The 20639-nt window shown below is 52.1% G+C and carries 19 protein-coding genes; 11 read left to right on the forward strand and 8 right to left on the reverse strand.

From position 1 onward, the window contains the following. Positions 1-50: 50 nt before the first annotated feature. Positions 51-794, reverse strand: coding sequence for an SDR family oxidoreductase (locus AC0YOB_RS10965; RefSeq protein ID WP_475792873.1), 744 nt, complete (start codon positions 792-794; stop codon positions 51-53). Between the two features lie 153 nt (positions 795-947). On the opposite strand from AC0YOB_RS10965, the gene AC0YOB_RS10970 reads away from it, so the two are divergent. From AC0YOB_RS10970 to AC0YOB_RS11000, 7 genes are all read left to right on the forward strand, one after another. Further along, positions 948-1793 (forward strand): helix-turn-helix transcriptional regulator, encoded by an 846-nt coding sequence (locus tag AC0YOB_RS10970; RefSeq protein WP_475792874.1) that lies wholly within the window; start codon positions 948-950, stop codon positions 1791-1793. A 209-nt stretch (positions 1794-2002) separates the two neighbouring features. Continuing rightward, positions 2003-3577 carry a response regulator gene (locus AC0YOB_RS10975; protein WP_475792875.1) on the forward strand — a complete coding sequence of 525 codons (1575 nt, stop codon included), beginning with the start codon at positions 2003-2005 and terminating at the stop codon, positions 3575-3577. Positions 3578-3655: 78 nt separating this feature from the next. Further along, positions 3656-5383, forward strand: a complete 1728-nt coding sequence (locus AC0YOB_RS10980) for a sensor histidine kinase (RefSeq protein ID WP_475792997.1) — start codon at positions 3656-3658, stop codon at positions 5381-5383. A gap of 144 nt (positions 5384-5527) precedes the next feature. Then, positions 5528-7234 (forward strand): extracellular solute-binding protein, encoded by a 1707-nt coding sequence (locus tag AC0YOB_RS10985; RefSeq protein WP_475792876.1) that lies wholly within the window; start codon positions 5528-5530, stop codon positions 7232-7234. A gap of 120 nt (positions 7235-7354) precedes the next feature. Then, positions 7355-8305 carry an ABC transporter permease gene (locus tag AC0YOB_RS10990; protein WP_379112947.1) on the forward strand — a complete coding sequence of 317 codons (951 nt, stop codon included), beginning with the start codon at positions 7355-7357 and terminating at the stop codon, positions 8303-8305. A gap of 14 nt (positions 8306-8319) precedes the next feature. Next, on the forward strand, positions 8320-9264 hold the full coding sequence (locus tag AC0YOB_RS10995) for a carbohydrate ABC transporter permease (protein ID WP_475792877.1): 945 nt from the start codon (positions 8320-8322) through the stop codon (positions 9262-9264). A 142-nt stretch (positions 9265-9406) separates the two neighbouring features. Continuing rightward, complete coding sequence (locus tag AC0YOB_RS11000) at positions 9407-9856, forward strand: HEAT repeat domain-containing protein (protein WP_475792878.1); 450 nt, start codon at positions 9407-9409, stop codon at positions 9854-9856. A 223-nt stretch (positions 9857-10079) separates the two neighbouring features. Here the strand turns inward: AC0YOB_RS11000 and AC0YOB_RS11005 are convergent, their stop codons facing one another. Further along, positions 10080-11138, reverse strand: coding sequence for a Gfo/Idh/MocA family protein (locus AC0YOB_RS11005; RefSeq protein WP_475792879.1), 1059 nt, complete (start codon positions 11136-11138; stop codon positions 10080-10082). Between the two features lie 6 nt (positions 11139-11144). Beyond that, complete coding sequence (locus AC0YOB_RS11010; RefSeq protein WP_475792998.1) at positions 11145-12230, reverse strand: FG-GAP repeat domain-containing protein; 1086 nt, start codon at positions 12228-12230, stop codon at positions 11145-11147. Between the two features lie 179 nt (positions 12231-12409). Here AC0YOB_RS11010 and AC0YOB_RS11015 point away from each other — a divergent pair, with 179 nt between their 5' ends. After that, positions 12410-13207, forward strand: a complete 798-nt coding sequence (locus AC0YOB_RS11015; RefSeq protein WP_475792880.1) for a helix-turn-helix transcriptional regulator — start codon at positions 12410-12412, stop codon at positions 13205-13207. Between the two features lie 116 nt (positions 13208-13323). Here AC0YOB_RS11015 and AC0YOB_RS11020 read toward each other — a convergent pair whose 3' ends face one another. The 3 genes from AC0YOB_RS11020 to AC0YOB_RS11030 form a co-directional block, all read right to left on the reverse strand. Further along, entirely contained in the window at positions 13324-13971 is a 648-nt protein-coding gene (locus tag AC0YOB_RS11020) for a transmembrane-type terpene cyclase (RefSeq protein WP_475792881.1), read from the reverse strand. Between the two features lie 282 nt (positions 13972-14253). Beyond that, positions 14254-15366, reverse strand: a complete 1113-nt coding sequence (locus AC0YOB_RS11025) for a copper amine oxidase N-terminal domain-containing protein (protein WP_475792882.1) — start codon at positions 15364-15366, stop codon at positions 14254-14256. A gap of 248 nt (positions 15367-15614) precedes the next feature. Further along, entirely contained in the window at positions 15615-16313 is a 699-nt protein-coding gene (locus tag AC0YOB_RS11030; protein WP_475792883.1) for a hypothetical protein, read from the reverse strand. Between the two features lie 120 nt (positions 16314-16433). Here AC0YOB_RS11030 and AC0YOB_RS11035 point away from each other — a divergent pair, with 120 nt between their 5' ends. Beyond that, positions 16434-17204: a gluconate 2-dehydrogenase subunit 3 family protein gene (locus AC0YOB_RS11035; RefSeq protein WP_475792884.1), complete on the forward strand. Its 771-nt coding sequence runs from the start codon at positions 16434-16436 to the stop codon at positions 17202-17204. A gap of 21 nt (positions 17205-17225) precedes the next feature. Continuing rightward, positions 17226-18941 (forward strand): GMC family oxidoreductase, encoded by a 1716-nt coding sequence (locus tag AC0YOB_RS11040; protein WP_475792885.1) that lies wholly within the window; start codon positions 17226-17228, stop codon positions 18939-18941. A 109-nt stretch (positions 18942-19050) separates the two neighbouring features. Here AC0YOB_RS11040 and tatA read toward each other — a convergent pair whose 3' ends face one another. Beyond that, positions 19051-19263, reverse strand: coding sequence for a twin-arginine translocase TatA/TatE family subunit (gene tatA, locus AC0YOB_RS11045; protein WP_210037580.1), 213 nt, complete (start codon positions 19261-19263; stop codon positions 19051-19053). Between the two features lie 18 nt (positions 19264-19281). After that, positions 19282-20019 carry a twin-arginine translocase subunit TatC gene (tatC, locus tag AC0YOB_RS11050; protein ID WP_210037581.1) on the reverse strand — a complete coding sequence of 246 codons (738 nt, stop codon included), beginning with the start codon at positions 20017-20019 and terminating at the stop codon, positions 19282-19284. 207 nt (positions 20020-20226) lie between these two features. On the opposite strand from tatC, the gene AC0YOB_RS11055 reads away from it, so the two are divergent. Continuing rightward, complete coding sequence (locus AC0YOB_RS11055; protein ID WP_475789959.1) at positions 20227-20610, forward strand: c-type cytochrome; 384 nt, start codon at positions 20227-20229, stop codon at positions 20608-20610. The last annotated feature ends 29 nt before the right edge of the window (positions 20611-20639 follow it).

Here is a 20639-nt window from a genome sequence, read left to right on the forward strand (position 1 = left end):
TCTATAATAAAGCTTTCCTGAACGGATGTAAAAATCCCATGGGGAGAGACTTAAACCGAAGCTTTGGCGTTCACCTGCTTGAACATTTCGTCGCGTTCCGCACGCGAAGCCTGAGCCGTCAGCTGGGACCAGCCGTACGTTATCTCATCTTCATCCAGAGCAAGAGCCTTCATCGTCTCGTCGGCGAACAGCTCCACCGGTATGCCTACGGCATTTCCGCCGGGAATTCCCAGATCGGTATTGGTATGGGGCGGCGAAATTTCAATGACGCGGATGGAGTGGCCGGCCAACAGATGTCTCAAAGACAAGGTAAAGGAGTGAAGAGCGGCTTTGGTTGCGCTGTATACAGGAGTCAGAGCCAATGCTACATGAGCAAGTCCGGAAGTGACGTTCATGATCGCGGCATTTTTTTGCCTCATCAAATGCTCCGTGAACAAACGCGATAAATGAACGGGTGCCGCCAGATTAATTTCGATTTCGGAGACTGTTTCCTTCCAGTCTTCCGGCTTGGTGAAATCCTGGTAGCGCATGATGCCGGCATTGTTCAGGAGAATATTTGTCTCCGGGTGCTCCTGTGTCACCTGCTTGAACAGGGCGATGCGGTCCTCTTCCCTGGATACGTCGAATGTATAGGTTACAAGCTCGGGAAGAGCGGCTTTGGCTTCGGCCAGTTTATCCGCTCTTCTTCCGCAGATGATGACTTTATTGCCTGCCTGGATGAATCGTTCCGCAAGCGCATAGCCGATGCCGGATGCGCCGCCTGTAATAAGAATGGTATTAGAGCTCATGTTCATAAGATGTTTTCCTCCCAAGGTTTGATTTATGATGCGGCTTGTCATAGGCTATTGTATAATGAGCAATATTGTATAGGGAGAGGACCGGTTATACTGGAACCCGTACTACCACCCTCCTTGGGAATGGAATCACGGATTGGAGGAACCAAGATTATGGCTACAAAGGAATTTGACCGCTACAGCGAGCTGGCTGATTTTCTGCGCAACCGGCGGGAACGCATTACACCGGGGCGCGCAGGCTTGCCGGATGACGGGCGCAGGCGCACGCCGGGACTGCGGCGCGGAGAGGTGGCCATGCTGGCTGGAGTCAGCCTGGAATGGTATACCTACCTGGAGCAGGGACGCCATATCAATGTCTCGGCGGAGGTGCTTGAAAGTCTGGCGGAAGCGCTCCAGCTAGATGCGGCTGAGCGCAAGCATATGTTTTTTCTGGCGCACCGCCAGCCGCCGCCCGAGCAGCCGAGGCAGCAGACGGAGGTTACTCCGGTGCTTCAGCGTTTTCTGGAGGATCTCCATACTTCCCCCGGCTGCGCGATGGATTCCAAAATGAATATTATGGCCTGGAACAAGGCTTTTAGCGCAGTAAACGGCGATATGGAAGGCTTGTCGGGGCAGGAGCGGAATTTACTGTGGATTACATTTACTTCCGGGGATTTTCGGCAGCGCAAAGGGGTACAATGGGAAGAACATGCGAGGTGTATGGTGGCTCAGTTCCGCAGGGAATATGCCCGTTTTATCGATGATCCCTGGTGGTCCGAGCAGGTCGCAGCTTTATCTGCCGTCAGTCCGGAGTTCAGGGAATTTTGGCAGCTTCATGATGTGCTGGAAACCACGGATGCCGATAAAATCATCAATCATCCGGTTGTCGGCAAGCTGGCCTTTGATCATATTTCCTTCCAGCCGATGGGTGCCGGGGATCTTCAGATTTCGATTCACGTACCCCTTCATGATGGAGTGACGACGGACAAGATACGGAAACTTCTCGAGGCGCAGAGCTAGGCCGCAGACTGGCAGGAATATTGCCGCTTGAGGAGCTTTCGTCAAATTCAGGAGCCCGCATTCGACCAGTGGGGCTCCTTTTTGACGTGCCAGGAAATCGGCAGGGATATTCGAATATAATCCTTTCATAAAATGGAGACCTCATTGTCCGCTGCACCGGAGTAGATGTTACTATATGAGAGAGAATAGCGGAAAGGAATGATTGATCCATGTACAGCGTTATTCTGGTGGATGACGAGGTTTTCACCCGCAAAGGCTTGATGAAGCTGATCGACTGGGAGGCTTGCGGCTTCCAGGTCGTGGACGAAGCGGACAACGGGGAGGATGCTCTTGAGCTGATCCGGCGGCTTCGGCCCGATCTCGTTATCACCGATATCCGCATGCCGGTGCTGGATGGGATGGAGCTGATCCGGCGCATCGTGGAGGAGAATGAAGCAAGCCCCGTCTTCATCATCATCAGCGGCTACGATGATTTCAAATATGCCCAGCAGGCCGTGCGTTACGGCGTTCATGACTTTATCGTCAAGCCGATCGATGAGCATGAATTTTCCGATGCGCTGCGCAAATTGAACGACAGGCTCGGGAGGCTGCGGGAAGAGCGCGTACGCCATGACCGTCTGTTGTCCGGAGCCATGATCGAATCTCTCATTCTCGGAGAGGCGGATGACAGCTTTATTGCCGACTGGGAGCAGCGCCTCATGCTTGGCAAGGCCGATCGCTTGTACTACCTGTTCGCCGAGCTGAACGACAACCATATCTGGAAGCCGCCCGGCGAACAGCTCTCATCCGCACGCTTCAAGGAGCTTGTACAGCAGGCGCTTCAGGATATGACCGCAGGGGATCAGCCGCTCTACCTGCATGAGCACCGGAACCGGATCGGCATCCTGCTGCCTGATCACGTACTGGTGCCGTTCAAGGGGGACATCCGGCAGTTCGCCGTAAGATTCCGGCAGAAGATGTCTGTCGAGGCCGGGGGACGTGTTTTTCTTTATGCCGGCGCTCCGGTTGAACGGCTGGCGAATATCCGGCAATCCTACATAACAGCCAAGGAAGCCATGCTGCACAAATATATCCACGATGACAGCCGTATCGTCATCTATGGTCAGGTGCAATCGGAGCCGCTGAACTACATAGGAATGGACCCGGCCGAATTAAGCCGTTTTATTGAGCAGATTGAGGAACAGCAGTCGGAGAAGGTAAAGCTTGCGGTCGACGCGCTGTTCCAGGATTTCCGCGTGAAGAGGTATGCGCCTGAAGCGGTAAAAATGACCATTCACCAATGCGTGCTCGGCATAACCAAGGCCATCCGCAGCATGGAGGGGGATGAGCGGTCCCTCGCGGGCATGGCCCCGATTGTCGGATGGCATGATTTAAGCCTGTCGCTTGGCGAGCTTAAGGGATTGTTCGCCGGTTTTGTCGAGGAGAGCAAGGACTATATCGCGGAGCTGAGAAAGGTGCAGGTGAGAGGCGGCATTCAGAAGGTCCGCAGCTACATTGAAGCGAATTATGCGGGCAACATCAGCTTGAAAAGCATTGCAGCCCATTTTTTTATCAATCCGGTGTATCTGGGACAGCTGTTCAAGAAAACATACGGAATTTATTTTAATGACTTCCTGCTGCAAATACGGGTCAATGAAGCGAAGAAGCTGCTGCGCCAATCGCCGGATATCCGGATTTACGAGGTAGCGGAGAAGGTCGGCTTCAGCAGTGCGGATTATTTCGTCAACCAGTTCGAGAAGATTGAACATATGAAGCCGTCGGAATACCGCAATAAGCTGCTGTAAGCAGCCATCTTCCGGTAAAGGGGACCAATCCGCGTGAAACCGAGTCTGAACTTGAATAATGTCCGGTTGCGGAACAAAATGCTGATTCTTTATATTTGCTGCGTATTTGTTCCGATCATCTTTACGAATGTCATTTTCTATTATGTGACAACGAATAATGTCAAGAACCAGCGGACGAAGGATATTACAAGGGCAATCGAACAGATCAAGAATGAATTCCGGGCCAAAATTGAAGATGCCGTAACCGTCTCGACCGCATTTTACACGGATCTCAATTTGAATGACATGCTGGAGGCTGAATATGTGGAGCCCGCCGATTATGTCGGCGCCTACGACTCTTATTTCCGCAAAATCATCAACAACTATACACCCATGTACAATGCCGTCCAGAACATCAAGATTTATGTCGATAATCCCACGCTTCTGCACTCGGGGGGCATCGGGGATCTGACGGATAAAGTAAAGCAGTCGGTATGGTATCAGCAGCTGGAAAACAGCAAATCGTCCCAGCCGATCTTTGTCCGGACCGAACGGGAGGACTTGTTCTCGGTGAAGGACGCGGAGCCTGTCAGGGATTCGTTCAGCATCATCCGCAGAATGGACTATTACTCTTCCCAGAACCACTGGAACAAAATCTTGAAAATCGAGATGAAAACCACGTCGATCCAGCAGATTTTCCAAAACCTGAACCTGCAGGGACATATTTATTTGATCAATGCGGAGGATCAGATTGAGTATACGACCGATCCCGAGGTGGATTGGAGAAAAGACTCAGCCTCCTTCAGCTCGCTTAAGTTTCCGCCCGGCATGCTGGAATTCGAGACGACTTACCAGTATGTCAATTATATGGAGGGCTGGCGGATCGTCGGGACAATTCCCGAGGAGGAAGTGCTCAAGGAGGTCCGCAATTCGCGGGAATTCATTATTCTTCTGGCTTGCATTAACATTATTCTGCCGACGCTGATCATCCTCTGGATCACCAGGTCCATGAATGTCCGGCTGGTCCGCATTCTCAAGCATATGAAGAAAGTGAAAAACCAGCATTTTGATATCATCAACCAACGGGAGCATACCGATGAGATCGGACAATTAACAAGCGAGTTCAACCGGATGACGATCCAGGTGAAAAGCCTCATTGACGATGTGTACGTTGCCGATATCCAGACCAAATCGCTGGAGCTGGAGCGCAGGAAGGCGCAGCTGAATGCCCTGCAAAGCCAGATTAATCCGCATTTTCTGTTCAATGCGCTGGAAACGATCCGGATGCGCAGCCTGATCAAGGACGAGACGGAAACAGCCAAGATCATTCACAATATGGCGAAAATCTTCCGTATGTCCCTCACCTGGGGCAAGGACCGGGTCAAGGTCATGGAGGAAATTGAATTTGTCCTGTGCTTTCTGGAAATCCAGAAGTACCGGTTCGAGGACCGGCTCGACTATCATATCCATATTGATCCGTCCGCCAAGGAATGCGTGGTGCCCAAGATGATGTTCCTGCCGTTCGTGGAGAATGCCAGCATTCACGGCATTGAGCCGCTCCGGAACGGGGGAAGGATTGAGGTGCGGATTGAGAGGCAGGCGGCAGCTCTGGTGTTCTCGATCAGGGACAACGGAGTCGGCATGGACGGGGACAAAGTCAACCAATTCTACAGCTACCTTGAAAGCGAGGAAGTGATCGGGGAGAGGATAGGCGTGCAGAATGTCATCTATCGCATGAAGCTGATTTATGGCAGCCGCTTCCGTTTTCTGATTGAGAGCGAGCCCGGTCAAGGGACATATATCCGTCTGAGCGTTCCTGTCGATTGATTGAACAAGAAGAGGATGTCCCGGTCATACTCCTATATTTTTTACTGAATGAACTATAGTTTATCAGGTAAACAAAGTCTGGAATTCCCCATATAATGAAAGGGCTTACAAAAAAATAATGGATGTGAAAGGGGCTCGAATTCAGTGTCAAAGAAACTTCTATTGGTTTGTATGGCCGCCATCATGGTGTTGATCACAGCATGTTCAAACAACAATAACACGGGCGGCAGCAATACGCCGGCGAACACGGCCGGTACGAATGAGACAGCAGAGGGCGATGCGCCGGAGCAGCAGGAGAAAGTGACATTTTCTTATTTCAACGGGGTTGCAGCGGCAAAAGATATTAACACGAACGAGACGACGATCGGCAAGATGCTCGAGGATCAAACGGGCGTCAACTTCAAGATCGAGCATCTGGTAGGCGACCTCAATACGAAAATCGGGACGATGATCGCCTCCAACGAATATCCGGACGTCATGATTCCGGACGCCGCCATCGACAAGATCCTCGATGCCGGAGCATTTATTGCGCTGGATGATCTGATTGAGCAGTACGGTCCAAACATCAAGCGGGTATATGGTCCTTATTTCAACCAAATGAAAGCGGCGGACGGCAAAATTTATTTCCTGCCCTTCTCGAACGTAGTCGGCGAATTTATCCCCGACCCGAACATTGGCCAGGGCGCATTCTGGGTGCAGCGCCGGGTGCTGAAGGAAGCGGGATATCCGAAGATCAACACGCTTGACGGTTATATGGATCTGGTCAAGAATTTCGTGGAGAAACATAAAGACGAGGATTTGACTGGCTTTATTTCGCTCACGCATGACTGGAGATTCTTCTCCACCTCCAACCCGCCCATGCATTTGCTTGGCTACCCGAACGACGGCAACATTACCATCGACATGACGACTCATGAGGCGAAGACGTATGCGGCTACGGATGCCACCAAGCGCTGGCTGCAGAAGCTGAATGACCTGAATGCGCAAGGTTTGTTCGACAAAGCCTCTTTCGTCGACAATTACGATCAGTATCTGGCAAAACTGACTTCAGGCAAGGTTGTAGGCTTCTTCGATTACGGCTGGCAGTTCCAAAATGCGCAAAGCGCATTGACGGACGCGGCGAAGCTGGACCCCGCCAAGGATGATTTCGTATACTTCCCGCTGCCGGTCACCTTCGACGGACAGAAGGACCAATACCTGGATCCTCCGGGGTTCGTTAAGAACCGCGGCATGGGAATCACGGTAAGCGCCAAGGACCCTGTCCGCATTATCAAATACCTGGATAACCTGCTGACGGACGAGAATCAGATTCTTCAACGGTGGGGCATAAAAGGTGAAACCTACGAGGTTGACGAGAATGGGCGGATGTTCCGGACAGCCGAGCAAATCGCCAAAATCGACGAGCCGTTCAATGAATCGTTCGGGTTCAAATATTATTCCTGGAACTGGCCGCTGTACGGCAACGGTTCTTCCTATGCGGACGGCAACTCGGTTGCTCCGGGCCTGCAGCCTGAAGTATTCCAGATGAGCCTGACGGAAGCGGATAAAGTGATCCTTGAGAAATACGGCGTCAAAACCTATGCCGAGCTGTTTGCCGCTCCGGATGACCGTCCATGGTTCCCGGCATGGGGCATTCCGAAGGAGCAGGGCTCGGAGCAGCAAATCTGGGAAACGAAGAAAGACGAAATCACCAAGAAATACTTCCCGAAACTGGTCCTTGCGAAGCCGGCTGATTTCGAGAAGGTCTGGACCGAATACACGACCGAATTCGGCAAGCTGGATACGGCCGGTTACGAGAAATGGACGACTGACGAAGTGAAGAAGCTGATTGATACCGCAAGCAGCAAATAATCAGGTTTAGGCGAAAAGGCCGGCTTCGTGCCCCGCGCATAAGTCCGGCCTTTTCCATTGAACGAATCCGATTCAGTCCGGAAGGAGAGATGGAAGATGGAGAAGAAACCAACAATGTCAATGCCGGATCTGGCGCTGCCAAAGAAGCCGACGGGACTGAAGCGGTTTGCCTTGAAGCTGGTTCACCAACGGATGCTGGTCCTCATGTCGGTTCCTTTTCTGGTATGGCTGTTTATATTCAAATACATGCCCTTATGGGGATGGACAATCGCCTTTCAGGATTATAAGCCGGCCAAGGATTTCAAGGATCAGGAATGGGTGGGATTCAGACATTTTGAATTTTTGTTTCAGGACGAACGATTCATCCGCGTCTTAAGAAATACGCTTGCGATGAGCGGAATTAACCTGGTTCTTGGCTTTGTTACGGCCATTATACTCGCCCTGCTCTTGAATGAGGTGCGCCGGATCGCGTTCAAACGGGTCGTTCAGACCGTCAGCTATCTGCCTCATTTTATCTCATGGGTGGTTGCGGCAAGCATCGTCCAGACGACATTGTCGCCGGACGGCATCATCAATGAATTGTTAATCCGGTTCGGTTTTGTGGAGAAAGGCAATGAGATCCTGTTCCTCGGCATACCGGAATATTTCTGGGGCATATTCGGAGCAAGCTCCGTGTGGAAGGACGTTGGATGGAATACAATCGTCTATCTGGCTGCCATGACAATGATTGACCCTGCCCAATATGAAGCGGCGGAAATGGATGGAGCAGGCCGTATTAAACGAATGTGGTATATTACGCTGCCGGGCATCAAGCCTGTCATCGTCGTATTGTTGATTATGAATATCGGGTATCTGCTGGAATCGGGTTTCGAACCGCAGTACTTGCTGGGCAACGGTATGAACATCGATTATTCCGAGAACCTTGACATATTTGTGCTGAAATACGGAATTGCCCAAGGTAACTTCTCGCTTTCCATTGCGGCGGGCATGTTCAAGACAATCATCAGCTTCATCTTATTGTTCGCAGCGAACAATATTGCAAAACGAATGGGCGAGTCCAGACTGTTCTAGAAGGAGGGGACCTTATGGCTAATCCGGCAGCAGAAGCGGTGTCCAACAAGTCCAGCCGCATCCGCGCGTCGCGCGGCGACCTGATTTTTGATATTGTCAATTATGCTTTTCTGACGATTCTGATGATCGTCACCCTGTATCCTTTCCTGAATACGCTCGCCGTCTCCTTGAATACGGCGGATGATTCGATCAGGGGCGGCATTTATTTGTGGCCGAGGATATGGACGCTCGACAACTATGTCTATGTATTCAAAGAAGCCACCATCTTTCATGCGACGCTGATTTCGATACTTCGTACCGTCATCGGCACCGTGCTTACCGTTTTCTGTTCAGCGATGGTCGCCTACACCATAAGCAGACAGGATTATGTTCTCCGCAAATTCGTCACCATCGCATTTATTCTGACGATGTATTTTAACGGTGGACTTATTCCCAATTTTCTGCTCATCCGCGATCTGGGTCTGATCAACAGCTTCTGGGTATACATCTGGCCTGGCCTTATCGGCGTATTTAATCTGGTCATCATCCGCTCATTCATTGAGGGCCTGCCGGAGAGTCTTCTGGAGTCCGCGAAGATAGACGGGGCAGGCGATTTCAAAACCTTCTTCAGCATCGTGCTGCCGCTCTGCATGCCCGTGCTTGCGACTGTTGCATTATTCACGGCCGTCTATCAGTGGAACCAATGGTTTGATGTTTTCCTGTACAATTCATCGAATATCGAGCTCAGCACGCTGCAGTACGAGCTGCAGAAGATTCTTCAGAACTCCAACGCCTCCCTGACGGCGAAGACGGCGGGCGACGCGTTCGCAAACGCCGGCAATTCGGGAGGGAACACGGTGACGCCTTTCTCGATCCGCGCCACGATGACGATTGTCGCTTCCCTGCCGATCATTATGGTTTATCCGTTCCTGCAGAAATATTTTGTCAAAGGGATGACGGTTGGCGGTGTAAAGGGTTAGGACGCTGATGTCGCTGAGGGGAAGGGATGGGCTGATTCCTGCCTGGGATCCGCAACTTAAGGTTATGTTCTTCTCTGGATGATGGTACAATACCAGATGAAGGCTTGTTTAGGCATCAGGCATGAATCGAACTAGAAGGAGAATGGATCGTTTGAGTGAAATAGAAGTCAATCATGAGCTGCCCCCGAATTACGAAGAATTGAAGAAAGCGGCTAACCGCTCCAGCTGGCAAGAGCGTCTGGAAGCGGTGGAGGAGCTGGGTCAGTGGAACCATCCGAAAACCATTGACGTGCTTACGCATCGGATGAATCACGATACCGTGTACAGCGTGCAGGAGGCTGCTTACCGCAAGCTGCTGGCATTTGGCGAGGATGTTCAGCCGCCTTCCAAGGCGAAAGGCGAGCTCATCAAAGGAGTCGGCAAAATCCTGGTCAGAATCAAGAAAAGTCTGCCGGAGGGCCACTCCTATGAAGAGTTCAAGGAAAAGCTGCGGAAGACCAGACTTGACGTGTATGATTCGTACGAAGGCGACAAGGGCGACGAATTCGATGCCTGGCTTGAGCAAACATGGGCCTCGTTGACGAGAAGGTAGATCCCTCCATGGCACTATCTTCTTGTAATTTTAAAATGTGTATAACGGACAGCATGCGAGGTTGAAAGGAAACGGCTCACGCCGTCCTTGGGCGAAAAAGTTAGATTGTGCAACAAGAAATCTAAGCAGTAAGGAATAGAATTTTAACCTATGAAAAAGCCGTATCCAAGGAGTCGCAAGCGACATCGGATACGGCTTTTTGTCTATAGAATATTTTGGAATGTTATTGGTACGCTTCCAGCAGCCGGATATAATCCCGGGCAATCTTCAGATCCTCCAGCGCCTCGGGAGCTGCGCATGGAGCCGGTCTCTCGCCGCGGACAGCCGCAAGGTAATTCCTGGCCTGATTGCGCATGGCCGAAATATTCGGCATTACCGGAGTCGTATAGGAAGGAATATCCTTGCCGTTATCCCGCATCACCGTCACCTGTCCGGATTGCTGGCGGACCAGCGGCGCGGGCAAATCCACTTTAATGAAGCCCTGCTCAAAAGCGACGAGAATCCCCTCATGCCATTCAACCGACGTGCTGTAGGGGGCCATTTCCAGCGTCACGCATATGCCGCACTCGCTTTCTCCAACGAACAGCGCCTCAGACCGGTCGGCGTAAGTCACCTTATAGGATTCGCCAAGCAGGAAACGGATGGCATTGACCTGGTGAATATAATAATTGACGAAGGCGTCATATTTTCTGCCGCTTGCTTCGCTGAATTCCGCCGGAAGCGGCTCCAGAGTGCCCGCTATGCCCGGTTCACTGGTGCCAATTGGTGCGTCGGTTGCTGCCGTCCAATCACCCGGGGGCATCGTAATGCGGATATAGCGAAGCTTGCCGAATTCTCCGCTTTGCTTCCATTCATCGACGATGCGCTTCGCATATTCCATTGCCGGTTCGGAGCGCTTGTGATAACCGACCATATGCAGGGAACCCAGCTTCTGCCCCAGCTTCACCAGCTCTTCACCGGCCGCAACGGACAGGGTTACCGGCTTCTCCGTTAATACCGGGATGCCCGCGCGCAATATATCCGGGATTAGAATGCTGTGGCGCGTGTATGGCTGCGAAGCGACGACGGCATCGACGAGGCCGCTTGCCAGCAATTCCTCATGGCTGCCGAATACATGGGGTATCGCATAGCGGGTGGAGACAGATTGTGCAAGTCCCGGACGCGGCTCGGCCAGGGCGACAATGTCGCACTCCTCCGGCAGGTTGAGATAGTTGGACATATGGGCAAGCTGTCCCATATAACCGCTTCCGATAAAACCAAGCCTGATTTTTTGGCGGCTCATCTGATCCTACTCCTTTTCAGTAACGAGATTTTCAAACAAATACAAGCCGTCCTTGCCGGGGGCGACGAGATCGGGTCGGCCATTGCCGGTCAAATCCGCGAGCCAGAAATAGATACCGCAGCCTGCTGCCTCGCCTGCTGGTCCATAATCGATGACATGCTTCCCGAATTGCCCGGAGCGCATCTTGAAGTAATAAATGCCGACAGGATCGAATGCTCCCGGATCGCCGTCGTTATGGGCGCGGTAGCGCTTGCCGGTGACCAGCTCAAGCTCGCCGTCGAGATCGATATCGACGAGGTACAGGTCGTGGTACTGCGAGCAGGTTGGATCGATTTGATGCTTCAGCCAGCTGCGGTTGCCCGCCGAATCGACAATCTGCTCGTACCAGTCAAGACCGTAATCATGCGCCTGGCCCACAATAAGATCGGTCAGTCCGTTGCCGGTAACATCGTGGGCAAGAATGGGGACGCTTGCCGAGCCAAGCGAAAATTCGGGATGAAACTCCCAAGGGGTCTGGAAGGGATTCTCCGGCTGTTCCAGCCAACCGCCGCAGAGGAGGATATCTGTGCGTCCATTGCCGCTGATATCCCCAAAGCCCAGCCCATGCCCGCTGGGCTGCCCGCCAATGATGTATTTCTCGAATTTCCCCGTTCCGCGGCCTTTCGCGTCCACAATCAGCTTGAAAAAAAGCTGCGGGCCGCCCGGCGTATTCGGGAAGATCTCAGGTATGCCGCAGCCGTCAATATCATAGAACCGTATCGTTTCAATGCTGCCGACATGCCCGATGTCGAAGGTCTGCCACTCTCCTCCCGCGGCACCGGGATTTTGCCGCCAGCGCAGCGTTTCGCCCCACCAGCCGCCTGTGATAATATCCAGATAGTCGTCGCCGTCCACGTCCATGGGATAATCGGAAAAGTCATCGTGATACTCGTTGATGGCCAGAATATCGCAGATTTTATGCTTTTTCGTAAATTCGGGTCCCTCATACCAATATTCGCCGCTGACAATATCGAGCTGCCCATCATTGTTGACATCAAATACAGAGCAGGCCTCGAACGGTGCCGAATCAATCAGACGCTTCTTCCATTTCACAGACAAGCGCGTCACCTCCATAATCAGATAGGTTCATTTTATAGCAAGATCCTCCAACGCAATAAGAGCCAAGAAGGACAATATATTACGTTATACGGACATATGGGGGTTATTTAAGGTCTGTTATCTGTTATTCTGTTGATGTATCTTCCAATAGAGGCTGGGGAGAGTGAACGGCCGTGCAGGTAACTTTCGACCAAATCGGAATCGAAGCTAATTTTATGGGGTATGTTGCGCCCAGGTCGGGCTGGTACATAGCCCCGCATTGCCATCAGCAGTATGAGCTGCATTTTATAACAAAAGGCAGAGGAATCAACTGGCTCGACAAGGATCAGTTTGAGCTGATGCCCCAACTGGTGTATATGGCTCCGCCGGGCGAGATGCATGAACAGCGGTCGGATCTCCAGGACCCCATGGAAATCCTTTTCCTGCCGTTTTCCATCAACGGCCTTGGGCAGGATCTGCCGCATATTCACGGCATTTACCCGTTGATCCAAAAGGAACTGCAGACGATCCTGCAGCTGCAGCAGAATGTCGGCGGCCATCAGATATTCCGCGTGCAGATGCGGATAATTGAGCTGATCTGGACGATTATTTCGCCGCTCGTCGAGCTCAAGGATCAAGCCGTGGAGAAGATCGCCGATGTCGGCTTCATCGGTTCCCGCCAGATTGTGGAGCAGGCGCTGCTCTATATCCAGGACCATAAGCTGGCGAACCCGGCACTTGCCGAGATCGCCAGGCACTGTCATATCAGCCCGCGGCATCTCTCCCGGATCTTCGCCGAAACGATGCATATGACGGTTAACGCGTTCATTCAGCAGGAACGTTTTCTGTGGGCGTGCAGGGAGCTTCAGCAGACGGACAGTACGATTGACGAGATTAGCGAGGCGCTGAACCTGGGCTCCAAGCAGTATTTCTGCCATTGGTTCAAGCGATATTCATCGAAGAGTCCTGCCGTTTACCGGAAGGAGAGCTAGCGTTTCTTAAATATTGGGGAAATTTGGTACGGGAAATGAGGGAGCCGCGATGCAAAAAGCGATAGTTGTCTGTTGGTTGGTAATCCTGGAGAAATGCGTTCATAGTGCTCCACTCATCAGATCGTCTTATTGGTAATAACGGGCTTCTGAGTACTGCTGACTGACCGGCCAGCGAGCAGGAGGATATACGCAGCGTCCAGAATAAAGATCAGAACATACATAATCGTCAATAAAACGGATTGGGGGAAAAGCGAGTAGCTGAAGAAGGAGGCGCATAAGGTGCCGATCATTTTGCAGTAAGCGATGGGCAGGGATTGGCCCTGGGGCCCTTTGGCCTGCAGCATTTGGATGAAGAGGATGGACATCAGCAGATTGATGCCGAAGGCCGAATAAATGCCCCATTTATCGTGAAATTCAACCGCCATCCCGTAATGCAGCAGCAAAGCGATGACAAGCAGGGAGAAGACGGCAGCGTGAAGCGTGCGTGTTGGATACAAGCCTTTGGAATAATAGAGATATTGGAGCAAAATGATGCAGTCCAACAGAAACCACACCAGGGTGACGATTTGCTGAAGGGGATGAAACGGCATAAGAAAAGTAAACAGAAACTCCCAGGTAATATTGGCGCATATGGAGGCGAGGGGCATTCCGCAGAATTTATCCTTAAACCCCCTATATATGACGAGAATATAAACGACCGTCCAAAGCAGGGCTGTTCCGAACATCATCAGATATACAACCTTTAGCGGCAATAGGTGCTCCATACGGCGGCATTCGCATCCTTTCAAAAATACGGATTGAGCTTGTCTATGCCTATGTATATGAAACAAGCTTTCCATATAGACCGTATGATGGGAACCCGAATGACGGCTTATATCCGAGAAGCTCCGTAATGAAAGAAAACCGGCTTGACAGGTCTTTCTGTTTGCGTGATGCTGCCCATAAGCTGCGGCATGGAAGAGGGGGCAGTCTGCACCCGCGTTACAAAAAAAACAGCCCGGGCTTATCAAAATAAGCCTGGACTGCTCTTTCGTATTCCTCTTCAATTATTTTGTCAGGGAAAGCTGGATGTCGTCAAAGTACAAGGTCGTCAAGCCTTCATAGCCGGAATCGCTGCCTATCAGAATAAAGCATTCGCCGTTGGCATTGGTCTTCACGCTGGTTCCGTAATTGAAGGTCACGAGCTGATAGCCTTCCTTTTCCGAATCGGGCTTCGTGATATTGCCGACAATTTTGGCGTCTGCGCCTTCGACGGACTGGTTCCCTTTATCCACATTCATCTGGTAGAACTTCCCGCCGCCATCATCCTTCTGAACGGCCTTCGGCTCTATGCCCAGCACACCGGCCTTGATGCTGACCGCTTCGCCGGGAGCACCCCCAACGCCCATCATTCCTCCGCCCTGATTCGTATACATTCCGATTTTAAGCTTAGCCTGGTACGTTGTGCTTGGCTCCAGACCTTCAACCTTTTTGGTCGCAAACATAAACAGATCGTCGCTTCGGTTCATTCCGCTCAGCTTTAATCCGAAGTTTGTTGTATTGCCCTCGAGAGGGAGCGGCTCGCGTTTATAGTCAAGATTATAAATAGCCTGATCGTATCCGACCGGCAGATCGGCGAAGCCGCCGTCCCAGCCCTCATCATCTTTATTGAATCCATACTGGAAGGTCAGCTTGTCCGCTTGCGCGCTTCCCTGGCTGATGACGATGCTGCGGTCCGCTCCGTTCCATTGAACGGTAAAGCCCATAAGCTGTGACAGGCTTCTTAGTGGGATAAACAGAATGCCTTTCACATTCGTAACGCGCTCCGGAAGCTTGATTTTCCCGCCTTTGTCATTGACGGCGATGTTCTCGTTCAGCTTCACGGTCAGCCTGCCGAAGGATTGGCCGGTTAAGACGGCACTTTGCGATTTGACGCTCCAGCTGACTCCTGCCTTCATGGCTTCAGCCGCCGCCCGAAGCGGCACCATTGTGGTGGCATTCTTCATATAGGGAGGGGCCGCCAGAGTGTGAACCGCGGAATTGATGGAATAGGACGGCTTTCCAATCTGAAATTGCGCCTCGTCCGCTGCAGCAGCGGTATGGGAGGGTGAAAGCTGCATCAAGGGAGCAACCGCTATAGCAGTAAGCAGGCCTGTGCGTATCATGTTTTTTCTCAACATAGCGTTGCACCATCCTTTTATTTATTGGGTACCGACAAATAGACGCGGATATAAGACAATTAGTTGCACCGGACGAACTGGACAAGCGATAGAGAATGCAGGCTGCCAGCTGGTTGAATGAGAGCGCCGACACAAAAAAAGTTCCTCTTGTCAGCAGCAGCAAGAGGAACTCTTTTTCTTCCATTCATCAATTCGGTTAACCATGCCCGGTGAAAATAGCGAAGGGACGATTCTTCGTCGCTCTCCGCTTATTTCTGGGGCTTTTGGGGGGCCAGTCTCAGCAGATTGTTAAGTCCCTCCGCGATCTGGCTCGGGTGCGCTTCCGGATTTTCCGAATAGCTCCTGATCTGTTTGATGGTTTTGACCGCTTCGGGATTTACAATTTTGATCACATGCACGCTGCCGCCTATGAGTGTTTCGATCTGCTTCTCGGCCATATCGATATTGTCGGCAGACACCTTCTCACCGGCGCCAAAGGTTCCGATCCGGCTGTTCGGTTCCGTTCCCCTGCCCGAGAACCCGCCTGTACCGCTCAGTACTTTCTCCTGCATCGGGTCGTACTGCGAAGCAGTGAGCTCCCGCTTGGCTGCTGCCAGAACGACAGAGTCGTCAAAGACGAATACCGATACGTTGTTGATCCCCATGCCGCTAAGGCGCGACTCCAGATGCTGCGACAAGCCCTCGCTGTGCAGCCCCGAGCTTCCGATGACACTGTACACATTGCTGCCCATTCCGTAGCTTGTCTTGCCCAGTTCATTCGTTGTCTGCACTTTCATGTGGCCTGCGCCCGGAATGATATTGGGGTTGCGGAGCGTTCTCATTTGCTCCTCCTGGATGTGTTGGGCGTCCTGGACGCTCTCTGTCTTGAGATTGCGTCCGTTTTGGCAGCCGGATACGGCAATAGCCCCAATGAGCAGAACGGAAAGCAGGATAGGCTTGATATTCATGTGAAAGTTCCTCTCTATATGAGCTGCGTTCTTTAAGGTTAATATTTACTGCGGAACTAAAATGTATAATCACATATTATTGGAAAATAATAACCCTAATCCATGCAAGGGGTGAAGCGATTGGCAGCAGATGAAGATAATCGCAAGAAACCGTCCGATCCGGACGTTCGTGAGCCTTCCAGACGCCGTTTTCTCGTAAATACCGGATTTGCCCTGGGGGGCGTCGTTGTCGGGGGAGCGCTCGGGAGTCTGATTCCGCGCAAAGCCAACCCGGCAGCGCCCGCGAATGAGCCCGCTCCGCCGGCGGTCAATTACAACCGCGCGCTCATGTTTTTCAACCAGGAGCAGTTTGCGATTGTGGATGCGGCAACCGAGCGGATTTTTCCGTCGGACAGTAACGGTCCGGGAGCGCGCGAGCTTGGCGTGGCCTTCTTTATCGACCACCAGCTGGCCGGTGAATACGGCTTTAACGGAAGAGAGTACATGTCCCCTCCCTTTTATACCGGGGAGATGGTCCAGGGCTATCAAGGGCGTTTGAAACGAAGAGAAATGTATGAAATCGGGCTCAGAGAAATGGAAAACTACAGCCAGACCAAGTTAAGCAAAGGCTTCGCCGGGCTGACCGGGGAAGAGCAGGATCAGGTACTCAAAGCGTTCGAGTCGGATGAAGTGAAGCTGACGACCATATCGGCGAGCGGTTTTTTCAAAATGATGCGCGGCAATACGCTGGAAGGCGCATACAGCGATCCGCTGTACGGCGGCAATACGGATAAGAACGGCTGGCGCATGCGGAATTATCCGGGCAATCAAATGAGCTACACCGATGTGATCGAAAAAGAATTTACGGCTATCGCCCCAAGCAGTCTGCAAGAACATATGGCGGGGCATTAGCGGAAACGAGGAAGGAATTCTATGGCTAAGAAGCTGCCGAAAACGGATGTTGTCATTGTCGGGGTCGGTTGGGCCGGCGGTATAATCGCTTCCGAGCTGACCAGGAAAGGCATGAATGTTGTTGGTTTGGAGAAGGGCCGCGAACGCAAAACGGAGGATTATTTTATGGTCCATGACGAGCTGCGTTACGGGATTCGTTACGACCTGATGCAGGATTTATCGAAGGAGACCATTACCTTCCGCAGCAGCGAGAAGTTCCGCGCGCTGCCGATGCGGCAGTACGGCTCCTTCCTGATCGGCGACGGTCTTGGCGGGTCAGGGGTGCACTGGAACGGTCAGACCTACCGCTTTCTCCCTTACGATTTCCAAATCCGCAGCAAAACGATCGAACGCTACGGCAAGAATAAAATCCCTGCCGATATGACGATTCAGGACTGGGGCATCACCTATGACGAGCTTGAGCCTTATTACGACAAGTTCGAGAAGACGGCTGGAATCTCCGGAGAACCGAATCCGCTTGGCGGCAAGCGCTCCAATCCGTACCCGACGCCGCCGATGAAGAAATCGCCTGCCATGCAGCGTTTCATTGATACCAGCAAGAAGCTGAATCTGCATCCGTACATGATGCCCTCGGCCAATCTGTCCGAGAACTACACCAATCCGGACGGAATTTCCCGGGCTGCCTGCCAATACTGCGGCTATTGCGAACGGTTCGGCTGCGAATACGGAGCGAAGGCTGACCCCGTTGTGACGGTCATCCCCGTAGCTAACAAGACAGGGAAGTTCGAAATCCGCACCCATTCGCATGTCAGACGAGTGTTATATACGGGCAATAAGGCAACCGGGGTAATGTATACGGATGTTACGACAGGCGAGGAAATCGAGCAGCCTGCAGACATCGTCGTATTGACCAGCTATGTGTTCAATAATGTCCGGCTTCTGAGGATGTCCGATATCGGCACGCCTTATGATCCCAAGACGGGAAAAGGGGTCATCGGCAAAAACTATGCCTATCAAGTGACGAAGGGCTCGGCGCAGGGCTTTTTCGAAAAAGACCAGTTCAATAATTTTGCCGGCGCGGGGGCTCTTGGCGTCAATGTCGATGACTATAACGGAGATAACTTCGACCATTCGGATTTGAAATTTATTCACGGCGGCTCGCTTTCCCTGAGCCAGTCCGGACAGAGGCCGATTCAGAACAATCCCGCTCCGTCTGGAACTCCGACATGGGGGCCTGAATTCAAGGCGAATACCATCAAATACGCGAACCGTATCCTGTCAGTGGGCGGACAAGGATCCTCCATGTCATTCCGGCAGCATTTTCTTGATCTGGATACGACCTATAAGGATGCATACGGGGACCCGCTGCTGCGGATAACCTTTGACTTTGAGGATCAGGACCGTGAGCTTGCCAAGTATCTGGCTTCCAAATGCAAAGAGATCGTAACGGAAATGGGCGCCGACCACGTGGATTCCTTGAAGGAGCTTGGCCCCTACGATATTTCCACATACCAGTCCACCCATAACACAGGAGGCGTTATTATGGGCAACGCGCCTGACACATCGGCGGTCAATAACTATTCGCAGATGTGGGATATGGACAATCTGTTTGTGGTGGGAGCCAGCTCGTTTCCCCAGAATTCCGGCTATAATCCGACAGGAACGGTAGGGGCGCTTGCTTACCGCGCCGCAGAGGGAATCATCACCTACCGGAGCAAGGGCGGATTACTGGTGTAAGCTAGGGGCGTCGGCAGCAAAAGAACCTCCAGTCCGCGAAAGCGGGATTGGAGGTTCTTTTTGACCTTATAGAATTTAGGCGACAGCCGGTTCCTGCTTGCTTTTTATGCTACAGGAGCTTGAGCTGCTCGTCCTTGGACTTGGATTCCGTTGCGCCGGATACGGGCTCATCATCGTCTGCAATGCCTTTCGTAGAGTTGCGGAATTCGCGGAGTGTGTCTCCGAACGCTCTTCCAAGCTGCGGGAGCTTGGCCGGTCCGAATACGATGAGCGCGATCAGCAAAATAATCACAAGCCCGGAAATGCCGATGTTATTGAACATGGCTTAAACCTCCTTTCATTATTGGCTTGACGGTATGGCGGATGTTCCTCTCCGGCGATAATAATTCACGGAAATGAGGACGCTGATCTCGAACAGCACCAATAATGGAATCGTAACGGACAGATGGGAGGCAAAATCCGGCGGCGATATGCAGGACCCGGCGACAGCCAGGCTGACATAGGCGTACTTCCGGGTGCTCCGCAGCCTGTCCGGCGTCAGCAGCCCAAGCTTCGTCAGAAATAAAATGACGAGCGGCATTTCAAAAGCAATGCCCAGGGGCAGGATCAGATTGAACAGAAAGGAAAAATAACGGTCGATACCGTAGGTTTCCACTGCTCCGATGCTTTGATTCATCTGCTCCATAAACCGGAGCATCATGGGAAAAACGAGAAAATAACTGAACGAGATCCCGCAGATAAACAGCAGGAAGGAGACAGGAACGTAGGAAAGGGTTCCTTTGGCTTCCTTCTCAGTGAGCCCCGGCCGGGCGAAGGCCCATATCTGGTATAGCAATAGAGGAAGCGTGAACAAGATGGCAAACAACAACGCGCACCGCAAATAGATGAACAGCCCGTCCGTGAACGAGAAGACATTCCACTGGATCTCCGCGGTGCCGGGCCTGGATTTGATATACCGTAATATGGCGGGCGACAGATACAAGCCCCCGCTGAATGCTGCCGCAAACCAGACCGCGACGAGAATAAGCCGTTTACGGAGCTCGGTTAAATGACGAATCAAATCCTCGTCGCTTCTCATCTTCCTTTTCAGCTCCCTTTAGTATCAAACGGATTTCCCTCTGAAATGGATTTTCAGGGATACTTTTACTTTACCCATTCACGCCCGCATTATGCGTGCTTCAGCAAGGGAGGCATCCGCGTGTATGAGGAAGTATAAGACGGGCAATCTTAAAGACAAGCTATCCCATTCAAAGAAGCTACGGACAACATTCAGGAGGACACCCACATGAAGAAAACCACATTACCGCTGGTGCTGGTGATGGCTGCCATCCTTATGGCAGCAGCAGGATGCGGAGGCAACAACAATACGAATAACGCGCCGCCGCCGGCGAATAACTCAAATAATGCACCGGCAGCCCCGCCGGCCGGGAATGCGGGAACGGTTGATGCGACAGCGGAAGCCGTATACAAGCAGCAGTGCATTTCCTGCCATGCGGCGGATCTGTCCGGGGGCGTAGGCCCGAATTTGCAGAAGATTGGCGCCACTATGAGCGCGGACCAGATTTCCACCCAGATTCAAAATGGCGGCGGCGGTATGCCACCTTTCAAAGGAACGTTGACGGATGATGAAATTACCGCGCTTACGGATTGGCTGGCGAATCACAAGTAAGGGACTCTTCCGAACGAGAAGGAAGCGGC

This window comes from Paenibacillus sp. JT31N17, assembly GCF_056269255.1.